Consider the following 13748-nt stretch of genomic DNA (forward strand, 5'->3'; position numbering starts at 1 on the left):
TTGATTAACCGAAACAGGTTTAACCTCGCTGCACTGCCGCTCCCCATGACGGAGGCTGATGCGTGCCCACCCCTTCGATGAGCAAACCGTCCGCCGCCCGGCCGCAGCGGATCCTCCTCGTCGGAGGCTCCGGCCGCGTGGGAAAGCTGGTGTTGCCGCGCTGGCGCAGGATCGTGACGACAGCGGACAGCTTGGTGGCGCAGCACCGCGACCCACAGCGCGAAACCGGCTTGTATTGGCCCTTGCTGACAACCGCACCCAAGGATCTGGCGGCCCATGAGTTCGACGTGATCGTGTCGCTGGCGGGCGTCACGCCAGCGTCCGCCGCCGACCTCTCGCTGAACACACCGCTGGCCGTGGCTGTGCTGCAGGCCGCGCTTTCGGCCAACATCCCCCGTGTTCTGTTGGCCTCCTCCTCCGCCGTCTATGGGGCCGGCGACGGCACGCCATTCACCGAGGGCAGCGCGCTCTCGCCCACCACGCCCTATGGCAGCGCCAAACGGGAGATGGAGGAGGCCTGCGCCCCTTGGCGCGCGCGGGGGCTGGAGGTCTGTTGCCTGCGGATCGGCAACGTCGCGGGCGCCGATGCGCTGTTGTCGAACGCGGCCCGGACCGCGCCGAACACGCCCCTCACCATCGATTGTTTTGCGGACGGTGGCGGGCCGATCCGCTCCTACATCGGGGTGGAGACCTTGGCCGATGTCCTGCACCGCCTCGCGACACAAGCTGCTCCGCTGCCCGAAAGCCTCAACATCGCGGCACCCCGAGAGGTGGCCATGACAGACCTCGCCCGTGCGGCCGGGCGCGCGGTCGCCTTCCGTCCCGCCTCGCCCGGTGCGCAACAACGGATCACGCTGGACTGCCGCGCGCTTGCCGAGCGTCACCTCTTCGACCCCGCGTCCTGCGAGCCCTTCGAGATGGTCGCCCAGTGGCAAAGGGCCCTCTCCCCATGACCCCGGCCAAACGTGCGCTCGACCTTTGCTGTGCCATTCTTCTCAGCGCCGTCCTTCTTCCCTTCATCGCCCTCGTCGCCCTGATGATCCTTATGCTGGACGGGCGGCCGATCCTCTATATTTCCGAGCGGATGAAGACCCCGACCGAAGGGTTCAAACTGGTGAAATTCCGAACCATGAGCGTCGTGGGCGAAGACAGCGGCGTGTCAGGCGGCGACAAGGCGGCTCGGATCACCCGAAGCGGCGCTTTCCTGCGCGGCGCCCGGTTCGATGAGGTGCCGCAACTATGGAACGTGCTGAAGGGCGACATCAGCTTCATCGGCCCGCGCCCGCTCCTGCGCCAATACGTGGAGCGGTTCCCCGAGATCTACGCGCGGGTCCTGCGCTCTCGCCCCGGCATCTCAGGGCTCGCGTCGATCTACTTCCATGCGCACGAGGAATATCTGCTCGGGCAGGCCATCAGTCGCGAGGAAACTGACGCGATCTATGCGCGTGCCTGCATTCCGCGCAAGGCTCGGCTCGATCTCATTTACCAAAGACGGCGCACCATCTGGCTCGACATGTCGCTGATGCTCAGAAGCGTCATCAAACGGCTGCGGTAGCCGGGATGTGCCCTACGCCTCGGCTTCGGAGCCGATCAGCTTGGACAGTTCCTCCGAGGCTTCCTGCAGCGCTTCGAGACAGGTGATCGCGCGGTCGATATCGAAGCGTTGCGTGGGCGCATGGAACGACAGCGTGGCCATCAAGCGGCCGTTGGTCTCCATGATCGGCACAGCGAGGGCGATCATGTCCGACATGAACTCCTCGCGGTCCAGCGCGTAGCCATTGCGGCGCACCTCTTCCAGTTCCGCGATCAACGTGTCGGCATCGGTGATCGTGTTCTCGGTGTGTTCGGTCAGGTTGGTCGCGTTGAGGTAGCGCTGGAGGTGGGACTGCGCGAGGGAGCTTAGGTACATCTTCCCCGAAGCCGTCGCGTGAAACGGCACGCGGGTGCCTTGGGGAAGCTGGATGCGCAGGGGCCATTCGGTCTCGACCCGTTCCAGATACAGCATCGACTCGCGGTCCGGCAGGGCGATGTTGCAGGTCTCTCCGATCTCGCGGCTCAACCGCCGCAGGATCGCCTGACGCGCCGTGCGGATGCGAAGCGATGACAGCGTCGACGTGGCCAGCACGCGCATCCGGGGGCCGGGCGAATAGGTCCGCCCGTCCATGTCGCGCTGCAGGAAACCCTCCTCCTCCAGCGTGGCGAAAAGCCGATGGATCGTGGGCTTGGGCAACTCCAGCGTGGCATTCACCTCGGTCGGCGTCACCGGCACACCAATCCGCGCGACCTCCTCCAGCACCATCAGGAGCCGGAGGTTCGTCGGTATCGTGTCGCGAGATTGTTCTCCGTCCATCGGACCCTCCTAGAGATCAGGCAACAGCATGGTGGAGAGTGGAGGCACCAATGCCACGATGATCCAGATCGAGATCAGTGCGATCAAGTAGGGCCACGTATACCGCAACAGTTTGAAGTACGGCACCCCTGTCACGCCCGACGCAACGTAGAGGTTCAGGCCGTAGGGTGGCGTGATGAAACCGATGGATGCGCCGACAAGGAAGATCACCGCGAACTGCACGGGTTCCACCCCGATATCATGGGCGATGGGGGCGAGGATCGGCGCAAGGATGATGGTTACCGGAAGGCTTTCCAGCACCATGCCCGAGATGAAGACGATCACCATCGCCGTGAACAAAACGGCGTAATAGCCTCCCATCGAGGTCACGAAAGCGGTCAGGAATTCCTGCGCGCCCATCACCGAGAGGATTTGCTGCATCACCACCGAAACCGCGATCAGCGGCGCGAGGATGCCGGTGATCTGGGCCGAACGCATGGTGATCGAAGGCAGCTCCAACGGGCCGAAACCGTTCACCACTAACATGCCGCCAAAGCCACGCTCATCGACCGGGCGTTCCTCGCGCTCGGCGAAGCCCGGATGGGTCCGGTCGACGATCTTGGTGATCGCAAGGCAGAGGAAGCCCACGATCACGCAGAAGCCCACGGTGACGCCCGCCGCCTCGGTCGGAGAGAACTTGCCGGTGTAGATGCCCCAGAGCACGAGGCCGATGGCAAAGAAGCCGAGCCATGCGCCGACGCCGGTTTTCAGGACCCGGATGATGTCGAAGTTGATGATGTAGCCCCACTTGTTGCGGAAGCAGACAAGGAAACAGGCGATCATCATGGCCAAGACCATCAGCGCGCCGGGTAGGATGCCGGCGATGAAGAGATCACCGATCGGCAGGTTCATCAGGAAGCCGTAGACGATGAAGATGATCGAGGGCGGAATGATGATACCGACCGTACCGCCGGCCGCGGCGGTGGCCGCCGAAAAGCGCTCGTCGTAGCCGCCCTTCACCATTTCCGGATGCAGCATCGAGCCGATCGTCGCCGTGGTGGCCGAGTTGGAGCCCGAGATCGCGGCGAACAAGCCGCAGGCGCCAAGGGCCGCCATCGCAAGGCCACCCCGGATCCAGCCGAGGCAGGCGTAGGCGTAATCGGTCAGCCTTCGGGCAATGCCCGAACGGTTGATCAGGTCGCCGGTGAGGATGAACAGAGGCATCGCGAGAAGCGCGAAGCCGTCGGTGAACACGCGGCTGAGCGCGGCGGCGATATTGTCGATCGGCAGTCCGAGCACGAAGGACATGCCGACGACCCAATAGCCGATGACCAGAAAGACCGGCACGCCAAGCATGAAAAGCGCCGTGACGCCCAACGACAGCAGGGTGATGAGAGTTCCGTCAGACATCAGTCGCCTCCGATCACGGCTTGCTCGATCATCGGCGCACCGGATCGATAGTTGGCATAGTCGTCGATCCAGTTTTCCATGACCCGCGCGACGAGGAAGATGAACGACAGCGGCACGGCCATGATGAACCACCACTGCATCAGCCCGTCGGTGGCGGGCACGATCTGGAAGTTGGAGGCCGCATTGGCCACGACGCGCGCGCCGGTGACCACGACGACCCAGGAGAAGCCGATCCACAAAAGCGCATCCAGCGACAACAGCGCCATCTGCGGCCCGCGTCCCATGTTGGCGCGGAACTCGCTGAACGACAGGTGCGTGCGCAGCTTCACGTTATAGGCGCAGCCCACCCAGGTCATCACGAGGAACAAAAACGGCGGCAGGGAGGTGGTCCAAGCCCAGGGCCGGAGCCACTGCGGCGTGTTCGAGAAATCCAGACCCAACATGCCCGGCACGAAGCGCTGGATCACCCCGAAGAAGATGATCCCGCCGATAGTAAGATAGGAAATCACCATCACGTAGGATTCGAGATGCCGCTCGATGAAAGGCACATGGCGGTAGACCATCAGGATGGCGAAGCCGCCGATCAACATCACCATGAGCCCAAGGATCCATGCCCCGGGCTCTCCCAATGCCTCGCTGATCATCCAGCTGTCGCCGTCCGCGAAAGCCGCGAATATTTCGCCGATGCCGGTGAATATTTCTCCCATCTGTCCCTCCCCGGACGTGTGAAAGTTATTACTGCAGGGGCTTTTGCCCCGCTTGAGAAGTTTGCGGCGGCCCGTGAGCCGCCGACAAGTCTTTTGTTAGTGTCTGATCCCGATAGCGGATCAGCTGCTGCGCCACCAGCGCCGCGGCTCGACATTCTCGGCGAGCGTGTCTTCGGGGATCTGACGGGCGACGTCATAGATCTCCTGATAGGTGTCGACACCGCCGGCCCAGTTGTTCAGACGCTCGCGCCACTGCTCCCAAGGCTCGGGCACATACTCGGGCGCGCACATCTCGCGGGCCATCTGGATCTGGTCCTCGCCAAGCTTGGCCACGCGGACATCGTTCTCCGCGAAGATCGTGCCGGGCATGGGCGGATCGGTGAAGCCCACGGTGTTGACCAGCGCCGCCTCGTTGGCGGCCTGAACATGGACCTGCGTCAGGTAGGCGGATTCCATGATCGCGTCCTGCAGCTCACCGCTCATGCTGTCGAACAGCTCGGCGTTCATGCCGGTGTGCTCGGTGCCGCAGAAGAACTTCAGGTCGACCGACTGGGTGACCACGGGCGACATGTTGGCGTAGGCCACGGCCGACGCCCATGTCTCGGCGCCGTCGACCAGACCCTGACGCAGACCGTCCAGCGTCTCTTCCCACGCGATCGGCGTCGGGTTGAGGTTCATCAGGTCCATCGCGATGCGGCCAAGCTGCGTGCCCGTCACACGGTTGCGGGTGCCGAAAAGCTCTTCCAGCGAGGTCACCGTGTCGCGCTCGGCGAAGGATGCGCCCATCTGCAGGCCGCGCAGTTCGGCGTGGCTGAAGAGGAATTTCACGCCGTGACGCTGTTCCAACGGATCGCGCAGAAGACGCTGCGACTCGGGCGAATAGAGGAAGTGGTACTGATCCGCGCGCGAGCGGAACATGTAGGCGTAGTCCAGCACGTTCAGATAGGGTGCGGAGCCGGCGGAGTTCTGGGTCGATGCCGAATAGAAATCAACGACGCCCAACTGCGCCTTCTCGAGGCAGTTCAGCTGGCCACAGATCTGGTTGTCGCCGATGAACTCGATCCGGATCGCGCCGTCGGTACGCTCTTCGAGGTCACGGGCGAATTCGAGAACGCCTGCGCGCTCGACCAGCAGGTTGCGCTGGTTGAAGCCTGCCGCGCCAAGGGTCAGCGTGTGCTGTGCCTCGGTGCCATAGCGACGGTCGTAGGTGGATTCCACGGCCCGGGCGAGCGACGGCAGCGTGACCGCTCCGGTCAAGGTCGCGGCGCCCATCACCACGGACGAGACGCCATACGTCCCCGTGAGTTTCATCAGATCGCGGCGCGATATCTGCGCGAGCGCCTTTGATGCTTTCATCTTCATTTCGGCCTACCTCCCAATAATGCCTAAATTGATACTTGTGGTCTCAATATTGGGCAGCTTATGTTTAAAAGAGCAAGTAAAAACTGAACCTCACTCCGATGTGAAACGAAGAGTACCGGAAGTATGACCGAAGTATCAGCGGACTACGTGATCGTGGGGGCAGGCTCTGCCGGCTGCGTTTTGGCCAACCGGCTCTCTGCCGATTCGCGAAATTCGGTCGTTTTGCTTGAGGCGGGTGGCCGAGACTGGAACCCGTGGATCCACATCCCGGTCGGCTATTTCAAGACGATCCATAACCCCAAGGTCGATTGGTGCTACAAGACCGAGCCCGATCCCGGCCTCAACAACCGCTCGATCGAATGGCCCCGTGGCAAGGTCCTGGGCGGGTCCTCTTCCCTGAATGGTCTGCTCTACGTGCGCGGGCAGGCAGAGGACTATGACCGCTGGCGGCAGATGGGGAATGCCGGTTGGGGGTGGGAGGACGTCTTGCCCCTGTTCAAACGCGCGGAGCGCAACGAGCGCGGCGCCGATGAATTCCACGGCGACGAGGGGCCCCTTTCCGTCTCGAACATGCGCATCCAGCGCCCGATCACGGACGCCTGGGTCGCGGCTGCGCAGGCGGCGGGCTACCCGTTCAATCCCGATTACAACGGCGAAAGCCAGGAGGGCGTGGGCTACTTCCAGCTGACCTCCCGCAATGGGCGCCGATGCTCTGCCGCAGTGGCCTATCTGGCTCCGGTTCGTGCGCGCAAGAACCTCACCATCCTCACCCATGCGCAGGTGGATCGGATCACGCTGGACGGCACCCGCGCCACCGGCGTGACCTATACCGACCGGGCGGGCAACGAAGTGACGGTGAAAGCCGGCCGCGAAGTGATCCTGTGCGGCGGCTCGATCAACTCTCCACAGCTGCTGATGACCTCGGGCATCGGGGAGGCTGCGCAATTGGCGGAGCACGGGATCGCGGTGGTGCGGGACCTGCCGGGCGTGGGCAAGAACCTGCAAGACCACCTGCAGGCGCGTCTGGTCTACAAATGCAACGAGCCGACCCTGAACGACGAGGTCTCCAGCCTCATGGGTCAGGCGCGCATCGGCCTGAAATACATGATGTTCCGGTCAGGCCCGATGACCATGGCGGCAAGCCTCGCGACCGGTTTCATGCGGACACGCGAGGACCTGGGAACCCCCGACATCCAGTTCCACGTCCAACCCCTGTCGGCGGAGAATCCCGGCAAGGGCGCCGACAAGTTCAGCGCTTTCACCATGTCCGTCTGCCAGCTTCGCCCGGAGTCGCGGGGAGAGATCCGGCTGGCCAGCGCCAACCCGCGCGATTACCCCAAGATCATTCCCAAGTACCTCTCGACCGAGACCGATTGCCGGACCCTCGTCGCAGGCGTCAACATCGCCCGCAGGATCGCGCGCCATGCGCCGCTCACCTCGAAGATCAGCGAGGAATTCCGGCCCCACCCGAGCCTCGACATCGACGACTACGAGGCGACCCTCGATTGGACGCGCAACAACACGGCCTCGATCTATCACCCCACCGGCACCTGCAAGATGGGGCAAGGCACCGACACGGTCGTCGACGCCCGCCTGCGCGTGCATGGCATCAGCGGCCTGCGCGTGGCGGATTGCTCGATCATGCCGGAGATCGTTTCAGGCAATACCAACGCGCCCGCGATCATGATCGGAGAGAAGGCCTCTGACATGATCCTCGAAGATCAGCAAAGCGCCGTTTAGGCCATTCCCGGCGTGCCGCGCAGGCACAGCCCAACGCCCAAAACCTGTCACAATCGCACCTGCCCGCGCCGCAATTTCGCCGCGCGAGATCGTTAAAAACTTATCTAGTTGAGTAGCCGGCCGTAGAGCCGATGCGAGTAGAGAAGTATGGCAACGATCAACGGAAACGGATCGGACAACAGTCTGAACGGCACGGCTGGCGCGGACAGCATCACCGGTTTCGCCGGCAATGACACCATTTCCGGTGGCGGTGGCAACGACTACATCGACGGAGGCGCACCGTCACTTGCGCCAACCCCGCTGGACCTGAACTGGGCCAACCAAGGCAACGACGGCACCAACCTCGCGGGCGGCTTCACCCAGAACACCGGCGGCATCAACGTCGGCGTCAGCTTCACCAACAATGGCGGCGGCACCTCGGCTCAGGTCGAGACGGATGCCACCTATGTCGGCTCCGGCGAATCGTTCGACCCGAACTCCAACCTCGCGATCCGGGGCAACGGCAGCGCCGATGTTTGGACCGTCGATCTGGACTTTTCTGCGGCAAGTGGTTCAGGCTTTGCGGACGAGGTCGAGAACGTCGTGTTCCGGCTGCACGACGTCGACCAGGCCGGCTGGCAGGACGTTTTCACGATCAACGCCTATGACGCGGACGGCAACGCGGTCCCCGTTGTCCTGACCGCAACGGGCGACGACACCGTTGACGGCAACACCGTCACCGCAGGCCCCTCGGCCACCGGCTACAGCGATCCGCAAGGCTCCGTTCTGGTCGAGATCGCCGGTCCGGTCGCCAATATCGAGATCATCTACTCCAACCTCGGCTCCTCGGCGCAGCTTGGCCTCATCGGTGACGTCCAATTCGACGCCGTGCCGACCGATGACGACGTGCTGTCGGGCGACGCGGGCGAAGACACGATCTACGGTGGGTTCGGGAACGACTACATCGACGGCGGCGATGACACCGACCTGCTCGACGGCGGGTCGGGAAATGACACGCTTCTGGGCCGCGCGGGCAATGACACGCTGGAAGGCGGCAGCGGGAACGACAGCCTCCTTGGCGGCAGCGGGCAGGACAACCTCTCCGGCGGCGAAGGCAACGACACGCTGGAAGGCGGCGGCGCGGGGGACACGCTTGATGGGGGTCTGGGCGACGACAGTTTGCTCGGCGGCGGTGGCTTCGACGTTCTGATCGGCGGCGCGGGCGCCGACACGCTCGACGGCGGCTCTGGCAACGACACCTTCTTCGCAGGCGGCGGTGATCTCGTGATCGGCGGCGAGACCGGCACCGACACCGGCGACAACCTGATCGCCAATGACGTGGTCGAGATCATCTTCGACAGCGTGAACCCCGAAAACGGCACCGTCTATTTCAGCGATGGCTCCACCGCGACCTTCTCGGGCATCGAGACCTTCACCATCAACGGCGGCCCCGACGGCATCGTTCAGGGCACCGCGGGCGATGACGTCATCGACGGCACCTACACCGACCTCAACCTCGAGATGGTCGACAACGACGATGGCACCCTCGGCACCACCGGTGACGAGGATGTGATCGAAGCGGGCGCAGGCAACGACACGGTCTACGCGGGCGAGGGCGACGACAGCGTGCAAGGCGGCCCGGACGGCCCGATGCCCACGGTCGAGGAGAGTTTCAGCTGGATCGCCGAGGGCGATGGCACCGACGTTTCCGGGGGCATCACACAGGATACGGGCTACGCCAACATCACCGTCGAAGTCACCGACGACGGGGCGCTCAACCTGTCCGACGTCACGGACACGACCCAATATGTCGAAAACGGCGAGCCCTTCGCGACCAACTCCGGCCTAGCCCTTGGCGGCGACGGCGGCCCAGATGTGGCCACGGTCACCTTCACCTCGGACACCCCGCTGAGCGATGTCAGCTTCCGGCTCAACGACGTCGATTCCGGGTCTTGGGAAGATATCCTCACGGTGAACGCCTATGATGCGGACGGCAACGCCGTTCCCGTCACCCTCACCTCCGAATCCTTCTTCGATCAGGTGTCCGGCCAGACCGTGACCGGCGGCGGCAACGACAATCCGGACGGGCAATTCGGCTCGGTCCTTGTCGAGATCGCCGGGCCGATCAGCAGCTTCGAGATCATTTACGAGAACGGCGACAACGGCGGGCAGGTCGCCTATGTCACCGACATTCACTATGCGGCGACCGTGACCGATCACGACGTCCTGTATGGCGATCAGGGTGGCGACACCATCGACGGCAATACCGGCGATGACCTGATCTTCGGCGATCAACTGGCCGTCGACCCTGCCGATCTCGCGTCTGGTACGGGCGGCTCGCTGACCTCCGTGACCTTCCAGAACGACAGCCCCTTTGCGGTCGAGCTTGCGCAGGTCTCTGCCGCCGGCACCGTCGTTCCTGTCATCACGATCCCGGCCGGAAACGACTTCACGGCGCCTTCAACGACCCAGACGAACTGGGTCCTCCGCGACCCGACCACGGGCGATATCCTGCAGGTCTATGAGGCCCCGGCGGACGGCTCCACGCAGGTCTTCGACAGCAGCGGCGCCGACAGCCTGTCCGGCGGCACCGGCAACGATACGATTTCGGGCGATGTGGGTGCGGACACCATCGACGGCGGCACGGGCGACGACAGCCTGAGCGGCGGCGGCGACGCGGACGTGTTCCAGTTCTCCGACAACTTCGGCACCGATACGGTCGATGGCGGCGAAGCGGGCGAGGATGCCGACACGCTCGATTTCAGCCAGATGAGCACCGGCATGAACGTGCTCTTCACCGGAGATGAAGCCGGCACGGCCACGAATTCCAATTCCAGCTCGGCCAGTAGCGCCGAGTTCAGCAATATCGAACAAGTCGACGGCAGCGACCAGAACGACACCATCGATGCCAGCGCCTCCAGCTCGGACCAGACGCTCAACGGCAACGGCGGCGACGATAGCGTTGTCGGCGGCGCGGGCGACGACTCCATCGACGGCGGCAGCGGCAACGACAACCTTTCGGGCGGTGCCGGAAACGACACCATCCTCGGCGGCGCGGGCAATGATACGATCGAAGGCGGCGCGGGCAACGACAGCCTGACCGGCGGCGAGGGTGCCGACACGCTCTCGGGCGGTGACGGTGCCGACTGGATCAACGGCAGCGGTGGCGATTTCATCGACGGCGGCGAGGGCGGAGACGACAACGACACGCTCTACCTCGACGACCTCGGGGCGGTGATCAGCTACGATGGCCTCAACCCGGAAAACGGCTCCGTCCTGTTCAGCGACGGGCGCACCCTGACGTTCCAGAACATCGAAACGGTGATCCCCTGTTTCACCCCCGGCAGCCGCGTGGCGACCGAGCGCGGCTCGTTCAAGGTGGAGGATCTGCGCGTCGGCGATCTGATCCAGACGCGCGACCACGGCCTGCAACCGATCCGCTGGATCGGGACCAAGACGCTGACACAGGTGGACCTCGCCAAGTCGCCGCATTTGCGCCCCGTACGCATTTGCAAGGGCGCCCTGGGCCCCGACGTGCCGAACCGCGACATGGAGGTGTCACCGCAACACCGGATGCTCTTCGAGGGCGTCCAGTCCGAACTGTTGTTCGGGGAAGACGAGGTTCTGGTACGCGCCAAGCACCTGCTGCATCTGCCGGGTGTCGAGGTCGTCTCGACCTGCGAGCGCGTGACCTACATTCACATCATGTGCGACGCCCACGAGGTGATCTGCGTCGATGACGCCTGGACCGAGAGCTTCCAGCCCGGCGACATGGTGCAGGATCAGGAAGCGCGGGAAATCTTCAGCGACCTGCTCCACACCTTCCCCGAACTCGGCACCGAACGGGGCCGCGAGAACTACGTCTCGGCCCGCCTCAGCCTGAAGGCCCACGAGGCCGGATTGCTGACCGTCTAGACCCGCCGCAACGGCACGTCCCGGCCTGTCGCCAGCGCCGGGATTTGCGCGCGGGCCTTGTCGACGAGCGTCAGGTCCAGATCCACAAGCGCCAGTTTCGGCGCGCCCTCTCCCACATCGGCCAAAACGCGGCCCCATGGGTCGACGGCCAGCGAATGCCCGTAGGTTTCGCGCCCATCCGCATGGGTGCCAGATTGTGCGGCGGCAATCACGAACGCGCCGGTCTCGATCGCGCGGGCGCGCAGCAACACCTCCCAATGGGCGCGGCCGGTGGCCACGGTGAAGGCCGAGGGGATGAAGATCACCCGCGCGCCGGCCTGCCCCAAGGCCCTGTAGAGGTAGGGAAATCTCAGGTCATAGCAGATCGTCATGCCAAAGCCGCCCCAGGGGGTCTCGGCCAGCACCGACGCCTCGCCCGGCGCATAACGCTTGGATTCGCCGATAGGGGCCTGCCCCTCGATCTGGACGTCAAAGAGATGCACCTTGTCATATTCAGCGCGGATCGCCCCGGTCGCATCGATCAGCGTCGCGTGGTTCAGAAACCGCCCGTCCGGCCCGAGAACCGGGGTGGAGCCCGTGTGAATCCAGATCCCGTGCTGTGCGGCGAGCGCTTGGCAGGCGTCGACGTAGGGATCACGGGCGGCCTCGACCACTTGCGTCTGCGCAACCTTGCGGTTGGCGTTCATCAGGCCGGCCACTTCCGGCAAGGCCAGCACCTGCGCGCCCTGCCCGGCCGCGTTGGCCGCCAGCGCCGTCACCGTGTCGATGTTCACCTCGTGGCTGTCGCCCGAGCACATCTGCCCGATGGCAAGCCGAAGCGGTTTGTCCGCGGCCTCAGCCACGGTCGGTCAAGGTCCGCGCCACCGCGTCCTTCCATCCGGCGTAGCGCGCCTCGCGCGTGTCCTCATCCATCTTCGGCGAAAACGTCGTGTCGAGCGCCCAAGCCTCTGCAAACCCCTGCTGATCCGCATAGATGCCCGCCCGCTGCCCGGCGATCCATGCCGCGCCCACGGCGGTGGTCTCCAACACCCCCGGACGGTCAACCGGGGCGCCGAGGATGTCCGCGAGGAATTGCATCGTCCAATCCGACGCGGTCATGCCGCCGTCGACGCGCACGTTTCCGGTATCGCCCGGATAGTCGGCGGCCATCGCCTCCAGCAGGTCGCGGGTCTGGTAGCCGACGCTCTCCAAGGCCGCCCGCGCGATCTCGGCAGGGCCGGAGTTGCGCGTCAGGCCGAACAACGCGCCGCGCGCATCGGGGTCCCAATAGGGCGCGCCCAGACCGGTGAAGGCCGGCACGAGGTAGAGGTTCTGGCCCGCGTCCGCCTGATCGGCCAGCCCCGCGCTCTGGGAGGCGTCATCGATGATCTTCAACCCGTCGCGCAGCCATTGCACCACCGCGCCCGCAATGAAGATCGAGCCTTCAAGCGCATAGGTCGGCTTGCCATCGAACTGGTAGGCAATCGTGCCGAGCATCCGGTTCTGCGACGAAACCAGCGTATCGCCGGTGTTGAGCAGGGCGAAGCAGCCGGTGCCATAGGTGGATTTCAACATGCCCGGCTGGAAACAGGCCTGCCCCACGGTCGCCGCCTGCTGGTCGCCCGCCACACCGAGGATCGGCAGCGGCGCGCCAAACAACGTGGTCTCACCGAAGTCCGCGCCGCAATCGAGAACCTCGGGAAGCATGTTGGCGGGGATGCCGAGCAAGTCGAGAATGTCTTCGTCCCACTGCCCCTCGCGGATGTTGTAGAGAAGCGTGCGCGCCGCGTTGGTGGCGTCGGTCACATGGCGCTTGCCCTCGGTCAGACGCCAGATCAGGAAGCTGTCGATCGTTCCGAAGGCCAGTTCTCCGGCCTCGGCGCGGGCGCGGGCGCCCTCTACGTTGTCGAGAACCCACGCCAGTTTCGTACCGCTGAAATAGGGGTCGAGCAACAGGCCCGTCTTCTCACGGACCATCTCCTCGTGTCCTGCCGCTTTCAGCTCGGCGCAGACCTTGGCCGTGCGGCGGTCCTGCCAGACGATCGCATTGTGGATCGGCGCACCTGTTTCGCGGTCCCAGACCACAACCGTTTCGCGCTGGTTCGTTATCCCGATGGCCGCGACCGCGCCGCCCTTGTCGAGCGCGCCCTTGCAGGTCTCCTGCACCGTGTCCCAGATCTCCTCGGGATCGTGTTCCACCCAACCGGAGGCCGGATAATGCTGCGTGAATTCCTTTTGCGCGCTCGCCTTGGGGCGCAGGTCCGCGTCGAACACGATCGCCCGGCTCGAGGTGGTGCCCTGATCGATGGCAAGTATCTGGGTCATGG

10 protein-coding genes are annotated in these 13748 nt (G+C 64.5%); 4 read left to right on the forward strand and 6 right to left on the reverse strand.

From position 1 onward, the window contains the following. Positions 1–77: 77 nt before the first annotated feature. The gene (locus KYE46_RS15925) at positions 78–953 is read left to right on the forward strand and encodes an NAD-dependent epimerase/dehydratase family protein (protein WP_219001981.1); all 876 of its coding nucleotides are present in this window, start codon (positions 78–80) and stop codon (positions 951–953) included. After that, on the forward strand, positions 950–1555 hold the full coding sequence (locus KYE46_RS15930) for a sugar transferase (RefSeq protein ID WP_219001982.1): 606 nt from the start codon (positions 950–952) through the stop codon (positions 1553–1555). Before KYE46_RS15925 ends, KYE46_RS15930 begins: the two co-directional genes overlap by 4 nt. 12 nt (positions 1556–1567) lie before the next feature. On the opposite strand, the gene KYE46_RS15935 is transcribed toward KYE46_RS15930, so the two are convergent. The 4 genes from KYE46_RS15935 to KYE46_RS15950 form a co-directional block, all read right to left on the reverse strand. Next, complete coding sequence (locus tag KYE46_RS15935) at positions 1568–2350, reverse strand: IclR family transcriptional regulator (RefSeq protein WP_219001984.1); 783 nt, start codon at positions 2348–2350, stop codon at positions 1568–1570. 9 nt (positions 2351–2359) lie between these two features. Next, positions 2360–3739, reverse strand: coding sequence for a TRAP transporter large permease (locus KYE46_RS15940; RefSeq protein ID WP_219001985.1), 1380 nt, complete (start codon positions 3737–3739; stop codon positions 2360–2362). Continuing rightward, positions 3739–4446 carry a TRAP transporter small permease gene (locus KYE46_RS15945; RefSeq protein ID WP_219001987.1) on the reverse strand — a complete coding sequence of 236 codons (708 nt, stop codon included), beginning with the start codon at positions 4444–4446 and terminating at the stop codon, positions 3739–3741. Before KYE46_RS15945 ends, KYE46_RS15940 begins: the two co-directional genes overlap by 1 nt. A gap of 120 nt (positions 4447–4566) precedes the next feature. Beyond that, positions 4567–5802 carry a TRAP transporter substrate-binding protein gene (locus tag KYE46_RS15950; protein WP_219005135.1) on the reverse strand — a complete coding sequence of 412 codons (1236 nt, stop codon included), beginning with the start codon at positions 5800–5802 and terminating at the stop codon, positions 4567–4569. Positions 5803–5931: 129 nt separating this feature from the next. Here KYE46_RS15950 and KYE46_RS15955 point away from each other — a divergent pair, with 129 nt between their 5' ends. Together KYE46_RS15955 and KYE46_RS15960 are read left to right on the forward strand one after the other, a co-directional pair. Next, a complete protein-coding gene (locus KYE46_RS15955; RefSeq protein WP_219001989.1) occupies positions 5932–7548 on the forward strand; it encodes a GMC family oxidoreductase in 1617 nt (538 codons plus the stop codon). Between the two features lie 147 nt (positions 7549–7695). Beyond that, the gene (locus KYE46_RS15960) at positions 7696–11442 is read left to right on the forward strand and encodes a Hint domain-containing protein (protein WP_219001991.1); all 3747 of its coding nucleotides are present in this window, start codon (positions 7696–7698) and stop codon (positions 11440–11442) included. Here KYE46_RS15960 and KYE46_RS15965 read toward each other — a convergent pair. Beyond that, on the reverse strand, positions 11439–12284 hold the full coding sequence (locus KYE46_RS15965; protein WP_247716861.1) for a carbon-nitrogen hydrolase family protein: 846 nt from the start codon (positions 12282–12284) through the stop codon (positions 11439–11441). The genes KYE46_RS15960 and KYE46_RS15965 overlap by 4 nt on opposite strands. Beyond that, the gene (gene glpK / locus KYE46_RS15970) at positions 12277–13746 is read right to left on the reverse strand and encodes a glycerol kinase GlpK (RefSeq protein ID WP_219001993.1); all 1470 of its coding nucleotides are present in this window, start codon (positions 13744–13746) and stop codon (positions 12277–12279) included. Before glpK ends, KYE46_RS15965 begins: the two co-directional genes overlap by 8 nt. Positions 13747–13748: the final 2 nt, after the last annotated feature.

Source organism: Gymnodinialimonas ceratoperidinii, from assembly GCF_019297855.1.
GTDB lineage: Bacteria > Pseudomonadota > Alphaproteobacteria > Rhodobacterales > Rhodobacteraceae > Gymnodinialimonas > Gymnodinialimonas ceratoperidinii.